Genomic DNA, 17,564 nt, shown 5'->3' with positions numbered 1-17,564 from the left:
CCTCTGGCCGTTGGCGTCCGCGCGGCCGCCCCGCCCGTCGGCGTCGGTGTGATTGGTGGCCGCGGTCGTGCAGCGCATGGTCACCAAGCGGCGCGTGGTAGCCAGCCACACAGCGTCGGCGGGTGCCAACCGCTTGTCGGCGTCGGTGGGTGCCGGTCTGGCACGTTTGCGTCCGCGTGCCACCCCGCCCGTCGGCGTCCAGCCCGGGTTTGTCTGGCCGGTGGCGGTCCGACGCGGGCCGGACCCTGCCGAGTCGGCGTCCGGCCCGCAGGGGTGCCTCGCCCGTCGCAGCGCTGCCCGACTGGCCGGGCCTCTCCGGCTGCGGCCCCGGCCCCGGCCCTGGCCCTGGCCCTGTCGTCCTGGCCCTGTCGTCCTGGCCGTCGCAGGCTTGTCCGCCACCCTGCCGCTACTGGGCGCGGCCGTGTTGTCGGCCGCGCGGGTGCGGACTGGGCGCGGCCGTGGTTGTCGGCCGCATGGTGCGGACTGGGTGCGGTGCCGGCCGGGGACGGGTCAGATGCGGCGGACCACCGTGACGACGCGGCCCAGGATTGTGGCGTGGTCGCCGGGGATGGGGTCGAAGGCGGCGTTCTGGGGCATCAGCCAGATGTGGCCGTCGCGGTTGCGGTATGTCTTCACGGTGGCCTCGCCGTCGAGCATGGCGGCCACGATTTCGCCGTTGTTGGCGTTGGGCTGCTGCCGCACAACGACCCAGTCGCCGTCGCAGATGGCGGCGTCGAGCATTGAGTCGCCCTTGACCTGGAGCATGAAGAGGGTGCCCTCGCCGACCAGCTCCCGGGGGAGTGGGAACACGTCCTCGACGGCCTGCTCGGCCAGGATCGGGCCGCCGGCGGCGATGCGGCCCAGGACCGGCACGAAGGCGGGGGCTGGGCGGGCGGCGCGCGCGGCCTCCTCGTCGACCGCGACTAGCTCGCTCGGCGGGCGGACGTCGACGGCGCGCGGGCGGTTGGGGTCGCGGCGCAGGTAGCCCTTGCGCTCCAGCTCCTTGAGCTGGTAGGCGACGCTCGACGGGGAGACCAGGCCCACGGCCTCGCCGATCTCGCGCACGCTCGGCGGATAGCCGTTGCGCTCGACGGCGGAGCGGATGAACTCGAGGATGCGGCGCTGGCGGACGGTCAGGTCGGCGGCGAAGAGGTCGGGGAAGGCGCTGACCACCGCCGTGACCGCGCGCATCTCCGGCTCGCTGCCGCGGCGGCGGGTGGCGCGCTTCGTGCCGGAGCGGCCGGCGATGGCGGTGACCTCAGCTCCGGGGCCGTCGATGATCTCGTCCGGCTTGCTCGCGGATGCGTCGGTGCGGTCGTCGGCTGACACGTCGTCCTCCCTCGTGTTGGCAGGAGCGGGCTGGCGCCGCGCCTGCTGACGGGCCGTGGGGTGGTCCGTCACCCGGGCTTCCCGCGGGTGCGGGGGAGCCGGTTGTCGCACATTCCGGTATTCCCGATCAAAGGCGCTTGATCGTGTGTGGATCACCGTATCGCCGAGGTACGACAGTTTCAAACATCTGTACTACGTGGCGCGCCGATTTTTCGGCGAGTCGCTCGACACGGCTCGCTCCTCTCTGATACGCCATCGTACGACTGTTCTATCGAACGGGTGTGCGGAAATGAGGGCTGACATGGGACGGAAGGCCGCAAAGGGGCACGGAGCGGCGCCGATCCGCCTCACGCGGCGCGGCCGGGTCGTGGTGTTCTGCTTCCTGCTCGCGCTGGCCGGTGGTCTCGTCGCGCTCGTCGCCGCGCCGGGGCAGGCCGCCGACCCGCCGGGGCCGGTGCCGACCGTCATCGTGCAGCCTGGCGACACGCTCTGGGGCATCGCGAGCGAGCGCCGCGGGTGGCGGGGGCGTGACGCCATGGTCGAGGAGATCCGCCGTCTCAACCACCTGGACGGCTACAGTATCGACGCCGGGCAGCGGCTGATCCTGCCCCGCACGCGCTGACCTGCGGTGATCCCGTGGTCGCGCCGCACGGCCTGTTGAGACGCGTGACACAAACGTGTCGGGATCCGCGATTGACTTGCGTCGGCGTAGGCGTCGGCATAGCGTCTACCCCTAGATGTAGTAGTTACAGGGGTGTAAGCCATCCATAACTTGTGGATCCGGCAGTCATCCATCACCGAATGTAGTCATCCGGCGGAGCCCGCCTTATGGGGCGCTCGCCGGACTTGTCATGCCCTTTTGCGCGGATTTGTCCGGCGTACCATGGAGAGAGGTCCATCGAGATGCGGTGCCCGTACTGCCGGCACGCCGACTCGCGGGTGGTCGACTCCCGCGAGGCCGAGGATGGTCAGATCATCCGGCGGCGTCGCTCCTGCCCGGAGTGCGGGCGGCGGTTCACGACCGTCGAGGAGGCCGTGCTCGCCGTGGTCAAGCGCAGCGGGGTGACGGAGCCGTTCAGCCGATCGAAGATCATCGCCGGGGTGCGCAAGGCGTGCCAGGGCCGGCCGGTCGACGAGGACGCCATCGCGCTGCTCGCGCAGAAGGTCGAGGAGACGGTCCGGGCCCGGGGCGCCGCCGAGCTACCCAGCCACGAGGTCGGCCTGGCGATCCTGGCGCCGCTGCGGGAGCTCGACGAGGTCGCCTACCTGCGCTTCGCCAGCGTCTATCGCTCGTTCGACTCGCTGAGCGACTTCGAGCGCGAGATCGCGGCGCTGCGGGCAGGAGCACAGAAGACAGACACGCCGCCGGCGCCGGCGAAGCCGGACCAGCACCCGCAGGGGGAGGGGTCGCCGGCTCCGGCCGCCCGCGCCGGCGAACCGGCCGACGGGGCGCTCAGCACCAGTGGGGCCTCGCGCCTGGCGCGCGGGTCGGGCTGACCGGAGCGCCGGCAACACGCGGTACCGAATAGGGGAAGAGATCACCCAGCGGACGGTGCGAAGTCGCCCGGCCGCGAACGACCACGCACGACGAACGACGAATGACGACGATGAGGGGGCCGCGGATGGCGGGGGAGACGAAGACGAAGGCGTCGGCACGCAAGGACCAGCGGGAGGGGCTGAGGGTCGAGCGGGTCTGGACGACCGAGGGTGTACACCCGTATGACGAGGTGGCGTGGGAGCGTCGCGACATCGTCATGACGAACTGGCGGGACGGCTCGATCAACTTCGAGCAGCGGGGGGTCGAGTTCCCGGCGACGTGGAGCGTCAACGCCGCCAACATCGTCACCACCAAGTACTTCCGCGGCGCGGTCGGCACCCCGGCGCGCGAGCAGTCGCTGCGCCAGCTGATCGACCGCGTGGTGTCGACGTACCAGCGGGCCGGGCAGGCGCACGGCTACTTCGCGACCGACCGCGACGCCGAGGTGTTCGGCCAGGAGCTGACCTGGATGCTGCTGCACCAGGTGTTCAGCTTCAACTCGCCGGTCTGGTTCAACGTCGGCACGCCGTCGCCGCAGCAGGTGAGCGCCTGCTTCATCCTCGCCGTCGACGACTCGATGGACTCGATCCTCGACTGGTACAAGGAGGAGGGCCTGATCTTCAAGGGCGGCTCCGGCTCCGGCGTCAACCTGTCGCGGATCCGCTCCTCCAAGGAGCTGCTGTCCAGCGGCGGCACCGCCAGCGGCCCGGTGTCGTTCATGCGCGGCGCCGACGCGTCCGCCGGCACCATCAAGAGCGGCGGTGCCACCCGCCGCGCGGCCAAGATGGTGATCCTCGACGTCGACCACCCGGACGTGGAGGAGTTCATCGAGACCAAGGCCCGCGAAGAGGACAAGATCCGCGCCCTGCGCGACGCCGGCTTCGACATGGACCTCGGCGGCAAGGACATCGTCAGCGTCCAGTACCAGAACGCCAACAACTCGGTACGCGTCTCCGCCGAGTTCATGCGCTCGGTCGAGGAGGACGCCGAGTTCGGGCTGCGCTCCCGCCTCGACGGCACCGTGATCTCCACCGTCAAGGGCAAGGAGCTGTTCCACAAGCTCGCCCACGCCGCATGGGAGTGTGCCGATCCCGGCATCCAGTACGACGACACGATCAACGACTGGCACACCTGCCCGGAGACCGGCCGTATCACCGCCTCCAACCCGTGCAGCGAGTACATGCACCTGGACAACTCCAGCTGCAACCTGGCCTCGCTGAACCTGCTCAAGTACCTCAACGCCGATGGCACGTTCGCCATCGAGAAGTTCGTCAAGTCTGTCGAGCTCGTCATCACCGCGATGGACATCTCGATCTCCTTCGCCGACTTCCCGACCGAGAAGATCGGCGAGACCAGCCGCGCGTACCGTCAGCTCGGCATCGGCTACGCCAACCTGGGCGCGCTGCTCATGGCCAGCGGCCTGGCGTACGACTCCGATGGCGGCCGGGGTGTCGCGGCGGCGATCAGCAGCCTGATGACCGGCACCGCCTACCGCCGCTCGGCCGAGCTGGCCGGCGTCGTCGGACCGTACGACGGCTACGCCCGCAACGCCTCCGCGCACCAGCGGGTCATGCACAAGCACGCCGCCGCGAACGACGCCATCGGCAGCGTGGGCGCCGTCGACGCCGCGATCAAGGACGCGGCGACGGCGCAGTGGGCCCTGGGCAACGGCATCGGCGCGAAGAACGGCTGGCGCAACTCGCAGGCCAGCGTCCTCGCCCCGACCGGCACCATCGGCCTGATGATGGACTGCGACACCACCGGCGTCGAGCCCGACCTGGCCCTGGTCAAGTTCAAGAAGCTCGTCGGCGGCGGCTCGATGCAGATCGTCAACCAGACCGTGCCGCGGGCCCTGCGCACCCTGGGCTACCAGGAGGAGCAGGTCGAGGCGATCGTCGAGCACATCTCGGCGCACGGCCACGTCGTCGACGCCCCCGGCCTGCGCACCGAGCACTACAGCGTGTTCGACTGCGCGATGGGCGAGCGGACCATCGCCCCGATGGGCCACGTGCGGATGATGGCGGCGATCCAGCCGTTCATCTCCGGCGCCATCTCCAAGACGGTCAACATGCCGGAGTCGGCGAGCGTCGAGGACGTCGAGGAGATCTACTACCAGGGCTGGAAGCTCGGCCTCAAGGCCCTGGCGATCTACCGCGACAACTGCAAGGTCGGCCAGCCGCTGTCGGCCGTGTCGAAGAAGAAGGACGCCGAGCCCGAGCCGGTAGCCCAGGAGGTCGTCAAGACCGAGAAGGTGATCGAGTACCGCCCGGTGCGCAAGCGGCTGCCGAAGAAGCGGCCCAGCTCGACCGTGTCGTTCTCGGTCGCGGGCGCCGAGGGGTACCTGACCGCCTCGTCCTACCCGGACGACGGCCTCGGCGAGGTCTTCCTCAAGATGTCGAAGCAGGGCTCCACCCTCGCCGGCGTCATGGACGCGTTCTCGGTGGCGATCTCCATCGGCCTGCAGTACGGCGTGCCGCTGGAGACCTACGTCTCGAAGTTCGTCAACATGCGCTTCGAGCCGGCCGGCATGACCGACGACCCGGACATCCGCCTGGCGAGCTCGGTCATGGACTACATCTTCCGCCGCCTGGCGCTGGACTTCCTCGACTTCGACACCCGCTCGGAGCTGGGCATCCTGACCTCGGCGGAGCGCGCGGCCCAGCTGCGCGCCGAGGCCGGCGGCGGCGAGTCCGACGTCGACCTCACCGAGATGCGAAACTCGGCCCCGGTGGTGAAGCCGGTCGCCGCGGAGAAGCCGTCGACAGCCTCCAAGCCCGTCGAGATCGAGACGCCGCGCCGCATCGGCTCCTCTACGGAGCTGCTCGAACTGGTCCAGGGCAAGGCCGCCGACGCGCCGCTGTGCTTCACCTGCGGCACGAAGATGCGCCCCGCGGGCAGCTGCTACGTCTGCGAGGGCTGCGGCTCCACCAGCGGCTGCAGCTGAACTTGGGAAGTTAGAGATGTCTCCCGTGAGTACTGCCTAAGAGGAACGATGGGTTGACATCTCTCCTGGTGGAGAACTCAACGGACGCCTCTCACCCGATCTGGGGTGGGAGGCATCCGTTTTTTGGCCAGGCGTGCATCGGGAGGGGCGAAGGCGTGCCGGTGAATGTCGTTCCGCCGCGTCCGGTGACAGCGGCTGCGGGCACACAGGGTGGCGGCTCGTGATCTTCCCCGACCCGCCGCCCTGTACGTTCTGACCTGGGCGGACCTGCCATTCATCCCGCTGATGGGTGAGCAGCGCAACGGCGGCCCGCTTCAACTCGACCACGTGCACGGTGCCGTCCGGCCGGAGCAGCGTTAGGTCCAACTCGATTCCGCTACTGATTCGCCGTGGGCCGGGCCTGTCCGCCAGCTGCATCCCACCGAATATCCAGAGATTCTTCTCCAACGCCCGCTGCAGGTCGCGCTCGCTGCTGTGCCGGTTGAGGACGACGGCATCGAGCTCCCGAAGCGCCCGGCGCCGTGCGCGCAGCAACACCACGTCGGCGATTTCTTCTGCCGAAGCCTCAGCGGTTGGCGTGACGCCGACGCTTGAATCGTCGGTGTGCAAGCGGTCGAGTAGCACCTCCGTCATCCAGGTCGCCTGCTCGTTCATGCCACGGCTGAGCTCGAAGACCCCGGCTGCCCCCGCCACGTCCGTGATGACCAGGCGCTTCATCTCGTCGAGATATGCCATCAGCTCGTCGCGGGTTGCCTGCGGGTGATCGTCGAGGAACGTGCGAACCTGGTCGGCGACGAATGTCGCGGAATGCGACACGATGGTGGTCAGCGCGTTCGCGTGTCGGCCACGGGCGCCGCCGAGCAGCTGATACTTGATCTCCAAGTCTGGGGCGACCATGATGTTGGTCGCGTACGAGAGGGCGTCCTCCAACCGCTCGGCGGCGTCCTGGTCGTCTTCGGCGCGGGCCCCGGCATGAGCCTGACGCAGCAGATCGGTGAGCGTCCTGCCGCCGCGATAGGGACTGCGGTATCCCATGTGCCGCTGCGCGTCCTCGACGAGGTTGCGGATGTGGTCGGAAAGGCCGTACTCGACGATCTTCTCGAGCAGCAGGCGCAGGGTGAAGTCGGATCGGACGCGCGAGCGAGGTCCAGGCATGTCGGGAAGCGTCGCACGGGGGTATGACATGACTGTCTGGTACAGGAGGCCGCGCCCGGGTGGCTAGGAAGCGCACATGGCATCCTCGCGCATGCCCGCTGCCGTCAGGTGTTGATTTTGGGAGACACTCACAGGCAGAAGGCACCCCCTAACTTCCCAGGAACAGCTGAGACTGACCATTCTCGGGGTGTCCTCTCCAGGGGCATCCTGAGATCGCAGAGTCAGCGGCGATTCTGACCAAAGGGACGTCCCCCGGGCGCTGACGTCCGGGGACTTTCCGTTGCGGCCGACCGCGGCGTCGAGAGCGGCGGGGCAGTTAGGCTGCAGCATGCTCAACGATGTGGCACCCGAACCGATCAAGGGGGTCATCTTTGACTTCCACGCCACGCTGGTTGGGAGCGGCGATGCCGGTCGTTGGATCGACGCCGCCCTCCGCCATCTGGCCGAGGGCGGAAGCGCGAAGCCGGACCTGAGCGCCGACCAGATCGCGGGCCTGCGCGAGCATCTCGACCAGATCTGGCAGCACGCCCACACGATCGACCCCAGAAGCGAGCGCGATCTCAGCCAGGATCGTCATTGGGACGTCTTCAACAGGACGGTCGCCCTGTTTCCCGGTATCAAACCCGATCTGATCGCTGCGCTGTACGCGGTGATGCCGGATCAGTGGGCGCTCTTCGACGATGCCCTCCCTGTCCTTCGAGAACTGAAGTCGCGCGGCGTCAGGATCGTGGTGCTGTCCAATATCGGGCTGGACATTCGTCCCCTCCTCGATCGGTTCGGTGTGAGTGGTCTACTCGACGGCGTAGTGCTGTCCTTCGAGGTGGGTCTGGTGAAACCCGACCCGGCGATCTACGCCCGCGCGCTGGAACTGCTCGACGTTCCGGGCATCCAGACCTTGATGGTCGGCGACAGCCCCAGGGACGACGTCGGCGGAGTGCCCTTGAAGATTCGAACGTTGATCCTGCCTCGGACGGACGGCCCGGTGCACGGACTGGGCACGGTTCTGCAGATGGTCGGGAACGGCGGAGGCCATCCGGCTCTCGCATGACGCCATCACGCCGGCCGAGATGGCGCAGACGATCCAGGTGCCTCCGGCCACACACGGCGGACTAATAGAACATGCGTTCGATTACGTATACCCTTGAAGGATGATCGAGCCGAAGGGGGGAGCCGTCGTGGTCCATGCACCGCTGCCGCCGGCACCCACGGCTCATAGGATCGAAGGCATGCCGGAAGATCGTTTGGCCGAGACCGCCGCCCTGGTGGCGTTGCTGCGGCGTCCGGGCGCTCGGTGGGCGGACATCACCGCGGACGTGCTTGCCGAGGGCAGCGCGATGCCGGTGCTACGTCGGGCGCTGTACTCCGGCGCGACGCTGTTCGACGACGACAACGCGATCGACGGTGTGCTCGACGCCTCCGCGGCCGAGGTGCGCGACTGGCTCGCCAGTGGGATCGCCGTGCACTGCCTCTTCGACGACACGTATCCAGCCCAACTGCGCGACATCCATCAGATGCCGCCGGTGGTCTTCACCCGAGGAGCCTTGGCTCAGGATCGGCGGGCGGCGGCCGTCGTGGGAACGCGCAACCCGACCGAGCGTGGCCTCGCGACCGCCCGGACCGCGGCGGCCGCATTGGCCGAGAGCGGCGTGACCGTGGTGTCGGGCCTTGCCAAAGGCATCGACACTGCCGCGCACGAGGCGGCGCTGCGCGTGGGTGGCCGCACGGTCGCGATCATCGGAACCGGCGTCAATCGGTACTATCCTGCGACCAACCGATCGCTTCAAAACCGGATCGTCAGGGATGGACTGGTACTGAGTCAGTTCTGGCCCGACGCGCCGCCGACCAAGCAGACGTTTCCCATGCGTAATGCGGTCATGAGCGGATACGCGGCGGCGACAGTCGTCATCGAGGCGGCGTATCAGAGTGGCGCTCGAATGCAGGCCAGACTTGCGCTGCAGCATGGCCGCCCGGTGGTGCTGATCGATTCGCTGCTTGTCCACGACTGGGCACGTGACTACGCCACCCGGCCGGGCGTAATGGTGGTGCGGACCGTCGAGCAATTGCTCGAGGCGGTGGAGTACATTGTCAGCCAGATTCCTGATGCTCTGGACCCGCTGGAGGGGCTACCTCCCCTTGTCCGAAGACGGTAATGACGACATTTGGACCGCTGCCCGGCGGTCCGTGGAAATGCAGCGCAACTTTCTGCGTAACCCGCTTCCATTGGGCGCCGGCATCTGCGCCGTCTGCCGGGGGCCGGTCGAACCACGCTTCGAATTCTGTTATCCCTGCCGGCAGCACCGTTATGCATCGGGCGGACGGCTGGCGGACGTCGTCGTCCCGATCGCCTATGCGGTGAAGAACGGCCAGCACGCGCACAACCTGGCGGCGTACAAGGCCCCGTACCCTCGCAGTTGGCACAGCGAAGCCTCTCCGCCCTCGGTGTCATGTTTCTTCGGCAACATTGGAAATGTTTTGCCGAAGCGGCTGGCGGGCCATTGACGCACGCGACGACCGTTCCGTCGACCAGGGGACAGCGGGGCCCGCATCCCGTCGAGATCATTCTCGCGAGGCGGGTCGGACTTCCGATGCTGCAGGTGATGGCCAGCTCTGCCTACTCCAATGAGGATCGCGATTTCCACCGCGATCGCTTCTTCGTCCCGCCCGGGCCGGTGGCCAGGGCTCGGGTACTGCTCCTCGACGACACCTGGACCAGCGGTGGCAGGCTCCAGTCGCTCGCCTTCGCGCTCAAGGATGCCGGTGCCGTCGCCGTCGCGGCGGTGGTTCTGGGACGACACGTGAATCCGGCCTTCGGGCCATCGGCGTCAATGATCGGCCGTCTCAGATCGGCGCAGTGGTGATCTGGAGCGCTGCTGCATCGAGCCGGAGGGACGGTAGGGCCCCTGTTCTTGTCGGAGGATGTTTGAGGCTAGGCGGTCCAGGCGGCGGAGAGGCGGTCCAGGTCCGGGCGGTACTCGATGCGGGTGTACCACTCGGCCGGCCAGGCGTGCTCGCCGTGGACGGCGCCGGCGAAGCTGCCGGTCAGGGAGGCGATCGAGTCCGAGTCGCCGGAGGACGCGGCGGCTCTCGCGATCGCGTCGATCGGGGAGTCCGGGAAGAGCAGCAGGCAGTACACGGCCGTGGCCAGGGCCTCCTCGGCGACCCAGCCGGCGCCCGCGGCCGAGCACGGGTCGGCGTCCGGGCCGACGTAGCGCACGGCGTCCTCGAGGCCGGACAGGGCGGCCTGGCATTCGTCCCAGCCGGTGGCGATGAACCGCTCGGGGGACTCCGCCGGCGCGCGGCGCCACAGGTGGTCGCCGAGCCAGTCGCCGCGGTACACCGTGCGCTGGGAGGCGCAGCGGGCGCGCAACGCGGCCGGCAGCTCGGCGACCGGCAGGCCGTCGAGGAGCCAGCGCACGGCCAGGGCGGTCAGCTCCGAGGCGGCCAGGCCGGTCGGGTGGCCGTGGGTCAGCGCCGCCTGTAGCTGAGCGGCGCCGGCGCGCTCGTCGTCGGTCAGGCCGGGGGCCAGGCCCATCGGGGCGACGCGCATGTTGGCACCACAGCCCTTCGAGCCGGCGATCGTCGCCTCCCACCAGGGCTTGCCGCCGGCCATCGAGGCGCACGCGTCCATGCAGGTGCGGCCGGGGGCGCGGTCGTTCTCGTCGCTGCTCCACCACTGCAGGAAGCGACCGCGCAGGCGCGGCTCGAGGCGCTCGGCGGTCACCGGCGGCTCCTCCTGGGCGCTCAGCAGGGCGTCGGCGACGGCGAGGGTCATCTGCGTGTCGTCGGTGACCAACGCTTTCGGGGGCAGTTCGTGGGGGCCTCGGTCGCCGTACCGCCGCAGGATCTCCTCGTAGCTCATGAACTCCGTCGGCGCGCCGAGCGCGTCGCCGAACGCGAGACCGAACAGGGAACCCTTCACCTTCGACATGGCGACCCTCCAATGACAGCCGTCGGGCAAGCTATACCCGAACGACATCGATGCGCGACCCCCGGGCGGCCCGGCGCCTAACCTTGGCACGGTGACGATCTCCTATGCCTGGCGCACACCCTTCGACGACGCCGAGCTGGCCGCCGTGGCGACCGCCTCTCCCGGCTGGTGGGCCAGGGTCAACCGGCACAGCCTGGGCTGGGTCTGCGCCCGCGACGACGCCGGCGCCCTGGTGGGTTTCGTGAACGTGGCCTGGGACGGCGGCGGCCACGCGTTCATCCTGGACACGTGGGTGGCCGAGCGGACGCGTCGCCGCGGCGTCGGTACCCGCCTCGTGGCGACGGCGGCGGCCGAGGCGCGGGCGGCGGGCTGCGAGTGGCTGCACGTCGACTTCGAGCCGCACCTGACGGTCTACTACCTCGACGCGTGCGGCTTCACCCCGACCGCGGCCGGGGTGATCGCCCTCTGACGAGCCCGCCGGAGTGGCCTACCGCGCGACCGGGGGCGGCGCCGAGTGGCGGATGCGGCGCAGGCCCACCGCGGCGGAGACGCCCGCCGCGGCGACGTCCGCGACGGTGAACAGCAGGCGGGAGACCAGGGTCAGGGCCCACGCCGCCGGCCACGGCACGCCCAGGCCGACCAGCGCGATCGCCATGAGGAACTCGCGGGCGCCCAGGCCCGACGGGGCGACGATGACGAACGTGCTGATGCTCATCGCCAGGGCCATCGCGAAGACGCCGCCGATCAGGCCGTGCGGGCCGGGCAGGTGGGAGCGGACCAGCAGCCAGACGTGCGCGCCGGCGGCCAGGTAGCCGACGGCGCACCAGGCGCTGGAGACCAGGACCGGGCGCCAGGTGATCGGGCGGTCCAGGGCCGGGCGGCGCAGCACCCGCATCGCCCGGCCGACGAGCCAGGTGAGCAGCGGCGGGTAGCAGCAGACCAGGCCGAATGGCAGCAGGATCACCGTGCACCACACCGCGCCGGCCGCGAACGTCCGGTGCTCGGCGGCGCGGGCGCCGTCGAACGCGACCCCGAAGCCGGGCGCGGTGAGGACCAGGCCGACGGTGACGCCGAGGCCGGTGACGACGGCCGAGCCGATGAACACCTTCGCCCGGGACACGCCGACGCGGCGCCCGAGCTCCATCTGCACGACGTACGCCCAGACTGTGCCGGGCAGGTATTTGCCCAGCGCGCCGATGAGCTGGACCGGCGCCGCGTCGCGGATGCGCAGCGGGTGGTCGAGGCTGCCGACCATCGCCCGCCAGGCCATCATCGTCGCCCACAGGCAGGCGACCGCGGCGGCGAGCGAGGCGCCCAGCGACGGCCACGACAGGTTACGGAACGTCGCCGACACGTCGGACCACTGCTGGACGGTCGTGGCCACGATGAAGTACGCGATACCAATGGCGGCGAGGATGCGCACCGCCTGGACGGCCCGCGCCCGCCACGGCTTCCGGCCGCTCGTCGCGGGCGGCGCGACCCGGTCACCCGACTCGGCCGTCGTATCATTCGGCGAGAGCGGGTCTTCCGGTATGACAGTGCCGGCCGGGTTGGTGGGAGTGATCGGCCCGTCGTCCATCGTTACTCCGGTGGTCGTCCCGGGCTCACGCCTCACGGTCGGTCACGCTAGCACGCAATTAAGATGCAGCGATCCGACTTGGAGGAGTCAGCGTGCATTACGTGGTTATCGGCGGGGGAATTGTCGGGCTGGCCACCGCCCACCGGCTGCTCCTGGACCGGCCCGACGCCCGGGTCACGGTCGTGGAGAAGGAGGGCGTCTGGGGCGCCCACCAGACCGGGCACAACTCGGGCGTGATCCACGCCGGCGTGTACTACAAGCCCGGTAGCCTCAAGTCCACGCTCTGCAAGGCCGGCAGCGCCTCGATGGTCGAGTTCTGCGCCGAGCACGGCATCGCGCACAAGGTGACCGGCAAGCTCATCGTCGCCACCGCCGCCGAGGAACTGCCCCGGCTGCACGCCCTGTTCGAGCGGGCGCAGGCCAACGGGCTGCCGGCGCGCCTGGTGAGCCAGGCGGAGGCGCGCGAGTACGAGCCGGAGGTCGCCTGCGTCGAGGGGATCCACGTCGCGTCGACCGGCATCGCCGACTTCAAGGCGGTCTGCGACAAGCTGGCCGAGATCGCCGAGAAGGCGGGCGCCACGCTGCGGCTCAACACCGCGGTCGTCGGCATCCGATCCACCGACCGGGAGGTGGTGGTGCGCACCACGACCGGGGACATCGTCGCGGACGTGCTGGTCAACTGCGCCGGCCTGCACGCCGACCGGGTGGCCCGGATGGCCGGGATCCGGCCGCCGGCCCGGATCATCCCGTTCCGCGGCGAGTACTACGAGCTGCGCGAGGATCGCCGGCACCTGGTCAACGGACTGATCTATCCGGTGCCCGACCCGCAGTTCCCGTTTCTGGGGGTACACCTGACGCGCATGGTCGACGGGAGCGTCCACGCCGGCCCGAACGCGGTGCTGGCCATGGCGCGGGAGGGCTACACGTGGGGGAAGATCCGCCCCCGCGACGTGGCCGACGCCGCCACCTACGCCGGGCTGTGGCAGCTGGCGCGCAAGCATCTGCGGTACGGCGTCACGGAGGTCCGCCGCTCGCTGTCGAAGCGGCGCTTCGCGCACAGCCTGGCCCGGCTGGTGCCCGCGGTGACCGCCGACGACCTGGTGCGGGCCGAGGCGGGCGTGCGGGCGCAGGCGATCACGCCCTCCGGCGACCTCGTCGATGACTTCCTCATCGTCAGCGAGGGCCGGCAGGTCCACGTGCTCAACGCGCCGTCGCCGGCCGCGACGAGCTCGCTGGAGATCGCCAAGTACATCACCGCGCGCCTGCCGGTATAGGGTGCCCGCTGTGCGAAGGGTGCTGATGGCCGTCCTTGCCCTCTCGTCTGTCGGCCTCTCGGCCCTGCTCGTCGCCGGCTGCGACGGTGCCGGCGCGAGCCCGGGAGCCAAGTCCTCGACCGCCCCGGCGGCAGCCGCCGGTGGCGCCTGCCAGCTGCTCGACTTCGGCATGGTCAACGCCAAGCTGGGCCTCGACCTGAGCGTCGCCGCGGGCGCGTCGCAGGACAACACGTTCAGCTGCGTGCTGCAGGCCAGCGGCGCCAGCTACCCCGACCTGGTGCTGTCGGTGAGCACGACGACGATCGGCGCCGACGTGTTCGGCTCGATGATCCAGCCGAAGGACGCGACCCCGGTGCAGGGCCTGGGCGTGGCCGGATACCAGATGCCGACCCAGCCGGCGGGCAAGGCAGGCCCCGGCGTCGAGGTCGGCTGGCTGGCCGGCAACAAGCGGATCATCGAGCTGTCGCTGCGCTTCGCCCCCGGCACCCCCGACGAGCGGGCCGCCGAGGCCGTTCCGAAGCTCGTCGAACTGGCCAAGCTCATCGACCTCAGCAGCCTCTAGAGCCCGGCGGACCTGCGGGCGGCGGCGAAGAGCTTGTCCGGGTCGCCGAAGTACCGCCACGGCCACACCGCGGGCCGGTCCCCGGCGAGCTCCAGGTGCGCCCGGGTCCGCCCCGCGTCGCCGGCCTGGTGGAAGAGCGCCGCGAACGCTTGGTGCGCCGGCATCGCCCACGGGTGGGAGCGGTACTCGCCGCCGCCCGCGAGCAGCCGGTCCGCGGCCGCGTCGGTCTCGCGCCGGACCTCGGGGTCGCCGAAGTACCGCCACGCCCGCCAGAACCGCCCGAGCACGTTGCCGCGCAGCAGCCCGTCGACGCAGCCCTCGATGTGGGCGAGCGCGATGAGCGCGTGCAGCGGATGCCCGTCGGGCCGCCCCTCCACGCGCGTCCGGGCGAATGCCAGGAAGTAGTCCGGGGTGCCGTACCAGCGCCGGGTCAGCGCCATGAGCCGCCGCGCGTGCGCGAGGTACAGGTCGGGCGCGATGGTGGCGGCCCGCTTGAACGCGTCGGCCGCCTCCGTGGCGTGCAGCGGCGCGCCGATCACCACCCCGGCGAGCTCGCTCCACGGCACCGGATCGTCGCGCCCGAGCGCCGCGGCGTGCCGCAGCGCCGAGCGCGCCTCGGCGACGAGCGCCTGCTGCTCCATCGTCTGCCGGTAGGTGGCCTTGTCGGACGCCGCCGGGTCACGCACCTCCCAGGCCGCTGCCGCGAGGGAGGCCCCGAGCAGCAGCCACCGCTCTTGGCGGTACGCCTGCTGCCGCGCCAGCTCGCGCAGCAGCTCGAGCCGCCGCGCCCCGCCGGCGCCGAGCACGCTGACGGCGCGCTCCCGTTCGTGTACGTCATCGATGCCCGCGATCAGCTCCATCGCGGGCGTGGCCTCGGCATCGTCGGCAAGCGCCCAGAGCGCCTTCTCGAGCCGTTCGTCGGAGAAGGCAAGATCAAGCCCCACGGGCTCAGCCTAGGCACGAAACGGGTCCGCTCAGCCCCCGCGCTCGTCATATCGAACTCGGGCGGCCGCAATATCACCCCTGCGCCGTCGCGCCCAGCCCGTGAGGGCGACCACAAGCCCGTCGCGCGCGGGATTGCGGAACGTGACCGTCAGCATCCGCCGGCTGCTCCCCGGGATGGCCCGATCGGACAGTACGGCAGACGGCCTGGCGGCGGCGCGGGGCCGGGGGCCAGGAGGGGGCTGTGGCCCCCCCGATGGCACCCCGGCCCCGCGCCGCCGGCGACCGTCAGGCCGCCGCGACGAACACCCGCGACGCGACCTCCCGGGGAAGCCGAATCCGCTCCCCTTCGCGATCGATGCTGACCCCGTCCCGCTCCTGGGCGACCGTCACGGTCGCCCCCGGGTCGATCCCGGCCGTGTGCAACTGCCGCAGCACGTCGGCGTCCGTCTGGACCGACTCGCAGATGCGGCTCACCACGACCGAGCCGACCAGCCCCGGGAACGCGAGGTTGCGCTCCCGATCGGCGGCCTCGTCGGTCTCCTCGCTGCCGCGCAGGTTGTCCAGCCCCGGGATCGGGTTGCCGTAGGGCGAGCGGGTCGGCCGCCCGAGCAGGTCGTAGACCCGCTGCTCCACGGCGTCGCTCATGACGTGCTCCCAGCGGCACGCCTCCTCATGGGCCTCCTCGTAGGGCAGCCCGATCACGTTGACGAGCAGCAGCTCGGCGAGGCGGTGCTTGCGCATGACGGCCACCGCGTGCTCGCGGCCCTGGCCGGTGAGCGCCAGGTGGCGGTCGCCCTCGACGATGAGCAGCCCGTCGCGCTCCATGCGGGCGACGGTCTGGCTGACGGTGGGGCCGCTCTGGTGCAACCGTTCGGCGATCCGGGCGCGCTTCGGGACGACGCCCTCCTCCTCGAGCTCGAGGATCGTCTTCAAGTACATCTCGGTGGTGTCCACGAGGTCGTGCTTCTGTACCTGAAGATTCTGTACTCTCATGGTGTTCACCCACTTCCACCCGTGGCCGCCCTGACCAAGCCTAAGCGAGCCTGTATCTACTGCCGTATCTCGGAGAACCGCGAGGGCCTTGAGCACGGTGTGGCAAGCCAGGAGGATGGCTGCCAGGCGCTCGCTGCGAAGCAAGGCTACCTGGTCGCCGGGGTTCACATCGAAAACGACGTGTCCGCGGGCACACTCGGCGCGCGGCCGCGGCCCGTGGACGACCCATGCTCGTCGCCGTCGAGCCGGCAGCACGACGTGATCATGGCCCTGACCTACGGTCGTCCGACCCGCCGGCCGCTCGGGCCGGCGCGGCCGATCAAGCGCTACGACGAATCCAGTGTGCTGATCACCACAGTCGGGAGCGGTGCCAACGACCGTGCCCGGCGGTGGCCGGGTGGGTACGACAAGATTGGAGCGTGACAGCCAACCGGGCGATCTTGAATGTCTCCGTGCTTGCTGAGCTGGTGCGGTCAGCGCAACCGCCGACCGTTCTCGATGTGCGCTGGACCCTTGCCAAAGACGGCCGAGCCGCCTACTCGGCCGGACATCTGCCCGGCGCGGTCTTCGCCGACCTCGACGAGGACCTCTGTGGGCGGCCGGGCGCCGGTGGACGCCATCCGCTGCCCGATCCCGCCGCGCTGGAGGCCGCGCTGCGGAGGCTGGGGGTCCGCGCCGGTCGGCCGGTGGTGGTGTACGACGCGGGCGGAGCCAATCCCACCGGTGCCGCGGCCCGGGCCTGGTGGACGCTTCGCTGGGCGGGCATCGACGACGTCCGGGTGCTCGACGGCGGCTACGCGGCGTGGGTGGCCGATGGCCGGCCCGTGACCACCGACCCCGTCGAGCCGGCCCTGGGCGACGTCACGGTCACGCCCGGCGGCATGCCGGTGTGGACCGAGGCCGAGGCGTCCGACCCGCGCAACGTCCTGCTGGACGCGAGGATCCCGCAGCGGTACCGCGGCGAGACCGAGCCCGTCGATCCCGTCGCCGGCCACATCCCCGGCGCCCGCAACCTCCCCGCCGCCGAGACGGTCGACGAGCACGGGCTGCTGCGCCCGCCGGACGTCGACGGGGATCGCGTCGGCGCCTACTGCGGCTCCGGCGTCACCGCTGCGCAGCTCGTGCTCGCGCTGCACGAGCGGGGCGTGCCCGCCGCCCTGTACGTGGGCTCGTGGAGCCACTGGATCACCGATCCCGGCCGTCCCGTCGCGAAGGGTGAAGCCGCATGAGCGGTACGGAGCGAAGCGTAGTGGCCGCGAATCGGGAGCACAGGTGTAGCTCGTGCCGCCGCCGGAGCGAAGCGGAGGTGTCGGCATGA

General features: G+C 70.5%; 17 protein-coding genes and 1 pseudogene. 12 read left to right on the top strand and 6 right to left on the bottom strand.

Features of this window, described 5'->3' with window-relative positions:
* Positions 1 to 510: 510 nt before the first annotated feature.
* Positions 511 to 1,191 carry a transcriptional repressor LexA gene (gene lexA, locus ABT297_RS06510; protein ID WP_350545562.1) on the bottom strand — a complete coding sequence of 227 codons (681 nt, stop codon included), beginning with the start codon at positions 1,189 to 1,191 and terminating at the stop codon, positions 511 to 513.
* A 439-nt stretch (positions 1,192 to 1,630) separates the two neighbouring features.
* On the opposite strand from lexA, the gene ABT297_RS06505 reads away from it, so the two are divergent.
* From ABT297_RS06505 to ABT297_RS06495, 3 genes and pseudogenes are all read left to right on the top strand, one after another.
* Entirely contained in the window at positions 1,631 to 1,951 is a 321-nt protein-coding gene (locus tag ABT297_RS06505; RefSeq protein WP_350545411.1) for a LysM peptidoglycan-binding domain-containing protein, read from the top strand.
* 281 nt (positions 1,952 to 2,232) lie between these two features.
* Positions 2,233 to 2,679 (top strand): annotated as a pseudogene (gene nrdR, locus ABT297_RS06500) (transcriptional regulator NrdR); the annotation flags it as partial.
* A gap of 272 nt (positions 2,680 to 2,951) precedes the next feature.
* On the top strand, positions 2,952 to 5,810 hold the full coding sequence (locus ABT297_RS06495) for a vitamin B12-dependent ribonucleotide reductase (RefSeq protein WP_350545559.1): 2,859 nt from the start codon (positions 2,952 to 2,954) through the stop codon (positions 5,808 to 5,810).
* 36 nt (positions 5,811 to 5,846) lie between these two features.
* On the opposite strand, the gene ABT297_RS06490 is transcribed toward ABT297_RS06495, so the two are convergent.
* Positions 5,847 to 6,965 carry a Shedu immune nuclease family protein gene (locus ABT297_RS06490; protein ID WP_350545409.1) on the bottom strand — a complete coding sequence of 373 codons (1,119 nt, stop codon included), beginning with the start codon at positions 6,963 to 6,965 and terminating at the stop codon, positions 5,847 to 5,849.
* Between the two features lie 328 nt (positions 6,966 to 7,293).
* On the opposite strand from ABT297_RS06490, the gene ABT297_RS06485 reads away from it, so the two are divergent.
* The 4 genes from ABT297_RS06485 (at position 7,294) to ABT297_RS06470 (ending at position 9,823) form a co-directional block, all read left to right on the top strand.
* Entirely contained in the window at positions 7,294 to 8,013 is a 720-nt protein-coding gene (locus tag ABT297_RS06485; RefSeq protein ID WP_350545407.1) for an HAD family hydrolase, read from the top strand.
* A gap of 100 nt (positions 8,014 to 8,113) precedes the next feature.
* Positions 8,114 to 9,115 carry a DNA-processing protein DprA gene (locus ABT297_RS06480; protein ID WP_350545405.1) on the top strand — a complete coding sequence of 334 codons (1,002 nt, stop codon included), beginning with the start codon at positions 8,114 to 8,116 and terminating at the stop codon, positions 9,113 to 9,115.
* Between the two features lie 37 nt (positions 9,116 to 9,152).
* Positions 9,153 to 9,464, top strand: a complete 312-nt coding sequence (locus tag ABT297_RS06475; RefSeq protein WP_350545403.1) for a hypothetical protein — start codon at positions 9,153 to 9,155, stop codon at positions 9,462 to 9,464.
* An 86-nt stretch (positions 9,465 to 9,550) separates the two neighbouring features.
* Positions 9,551 to 9,823 carry a phosphoribosyltransferase gene (locus tag ABT297_RS06470; protein WP_350545401.1) on the top strand — a complete coding sequence of 91 codons (273 nt, stop codon included), beginning with the start codon at positions 9,551 to 9,553 and terminating at the stop codon, positions 9,821 to 9,823.
* Positions 9,824 to 9,891: 68 nt separating this feature from the next.
* Here the strand turns inward: ABT297_RS06470 and ABT297_RS06465 are convergent, their stop codons facing one another.
* Positions 9,892 to 10,893 carry an ADP-ribosylglycohydrolase family protein gene (locus ABT297_RS06465; protein WP_350545399.1) on the bottom strand — a complete coding sequence of 334 codons (1,002 nt, stop codon included), beginning with the start codon at positions 10,891 to 10,893 and terminating at the stop codon, positions 9,892 to 9,894.
* A 91-nt stretch (positions 10,894 to 10,984) separates the two neighbouring features.
* On the opposite strand from ABT297_RS06465, the gene ABT297_RS06460 reads away from it, so the two are divergent.
* Positions 10,985 to 11,362: a GNAT family N-acetyltransferase gene (locus ABT297_RS06460; RefSeq protein WP_350545397.1), complete on the top strand. Its 378-nt coding sequence runs from the start codon at positions 10,985 to 10,987 to the stop codon at positions 11,360 to 11,362.
* 18 nt (positions 11,363 to 11,380) lie between these two features.
* Here the strand turns inward: ABT297_RS06460 and ABT297_RS06455 are convergent, their stop codons facing one another.
* Positions 11,381 to 12,472, bottom strand: coding sequence for a lysylphosphatidylglycerol synthase transmembrane domain-containing protein (locus ABT297_RS06455; protein WP_350545395.1), 1,092 nt, complete (start codon positions 12,470 to 12,472; stop codon positions 11,381 to 11,383).
* Positions 12,473 to 12,564: 92 nt separating this feature from the next.
* On the opposite strand from ABT297_RS06455, the gene lhgD reads away from it, so the two are divergent.
* Positions 12,565 to 13,746 (top strand): L-2-hydroxyglutarate dehydrogenase, encoded by a 1,182-nt coding sequence (gene lhgD, locus ABT297_RS06450; RefSeq protein ID WP_350545394.1) that lies wholly within the window; start codon positions 12,565 to 12,567, stop codon positions 13,744 to 13,746.
* A gap of 10 nt (positions 13,747 to 13,756) precedes the next feature.
* Positions 13,757 to 14,308 (top strand): hypothetical protein, encoded by a 552-nt coding sequence (locus ABT297_RS06445; RefSeq protein WP_350545392.1) that lies wholly within the window; start codon positions 13,757 to 13,759, stop codon positions 14,306 to 14,308.
* Here ABT297_RS06445 and ABT297_RS06440 read toward each other — a convergent pair.
* Together ABT297_RS06440 and ABT297_RS06435 are read right to left on the bottom strand one after the other, a co-directional pair.
* Entirely contained in the window at positions 14,305 to 15,252 is a 948-nt protein-coding gene (locus ABT297_RS06440; protein WP_350545390.1) for a tetratricopeptide repeat protein, read from the bottom strand. The genes ABT297_RS06445 and ABT297_RS06440 overlap by 4 nt on opposite strands.
* Positions 15,253 to 15,538: 286 nt before the next feature.
* Entirely contained in the window at positions 15,539 to 16,246 is a 708-nt protein-coding gene (locus ABT297_RS06435) for an iron-dependent transcriptional repressor DtxR (RefSeq protein ID WP_350545387.1), read from the bottom strand.
* A gap of 21 nt (positions 16,247 to 16,267) precedes the next feature.
* Here ABT297_RS06435 and ABT297_RS06430 point away from each other — a divergent pair, with 21 nt between their 5' ends.
* Both ABT297_RS06430 and ABT297_RS06425 read left to right on the top strand, forming a co-directional pair.
* A complete protein-coding gene (locus ABT297_RS06430) occupies positions 16,268 to 16,669 on the top strand; it encodes a recombinase family protein (RefSeq protein WP_350545384.1) in 402 nt (133 codons plus the stop codon).
* Positions 16,666 to 17,475: a sulfurtransferase gene (locus ABT297_RS06425; RefSeq protein ID WP_502885505.1), complete on the top strand. Its 810-nt coding sequence runs from the start codon at positions 16,666 to 16,668 to the stop codon at positions 17,473 to 17,475. The genes ABT297_RS06430 and ABT297_RS06425 overlap by 4 nt, the downstream gene beginning before the upstream one ends.
* Positions 17,476 to 17,564 lie beyond the last annotated feature (89 nt).

The sequence above is a fragment of the Dactylosporangium sp. NPDC000555 genome (genome assembly GCF_040300025.1).
Classification (GTDB): Bacteria; Actinomycetota; Actinomycetes; order Mycobacteriales; family Micromonosporaceae; genus Dactylosporangium.
The sequence above is the reverse complement of the archived record's forward strand: the minus strand, read 5'-3'. Positions and strand labels throughout refer to the sequence as shown.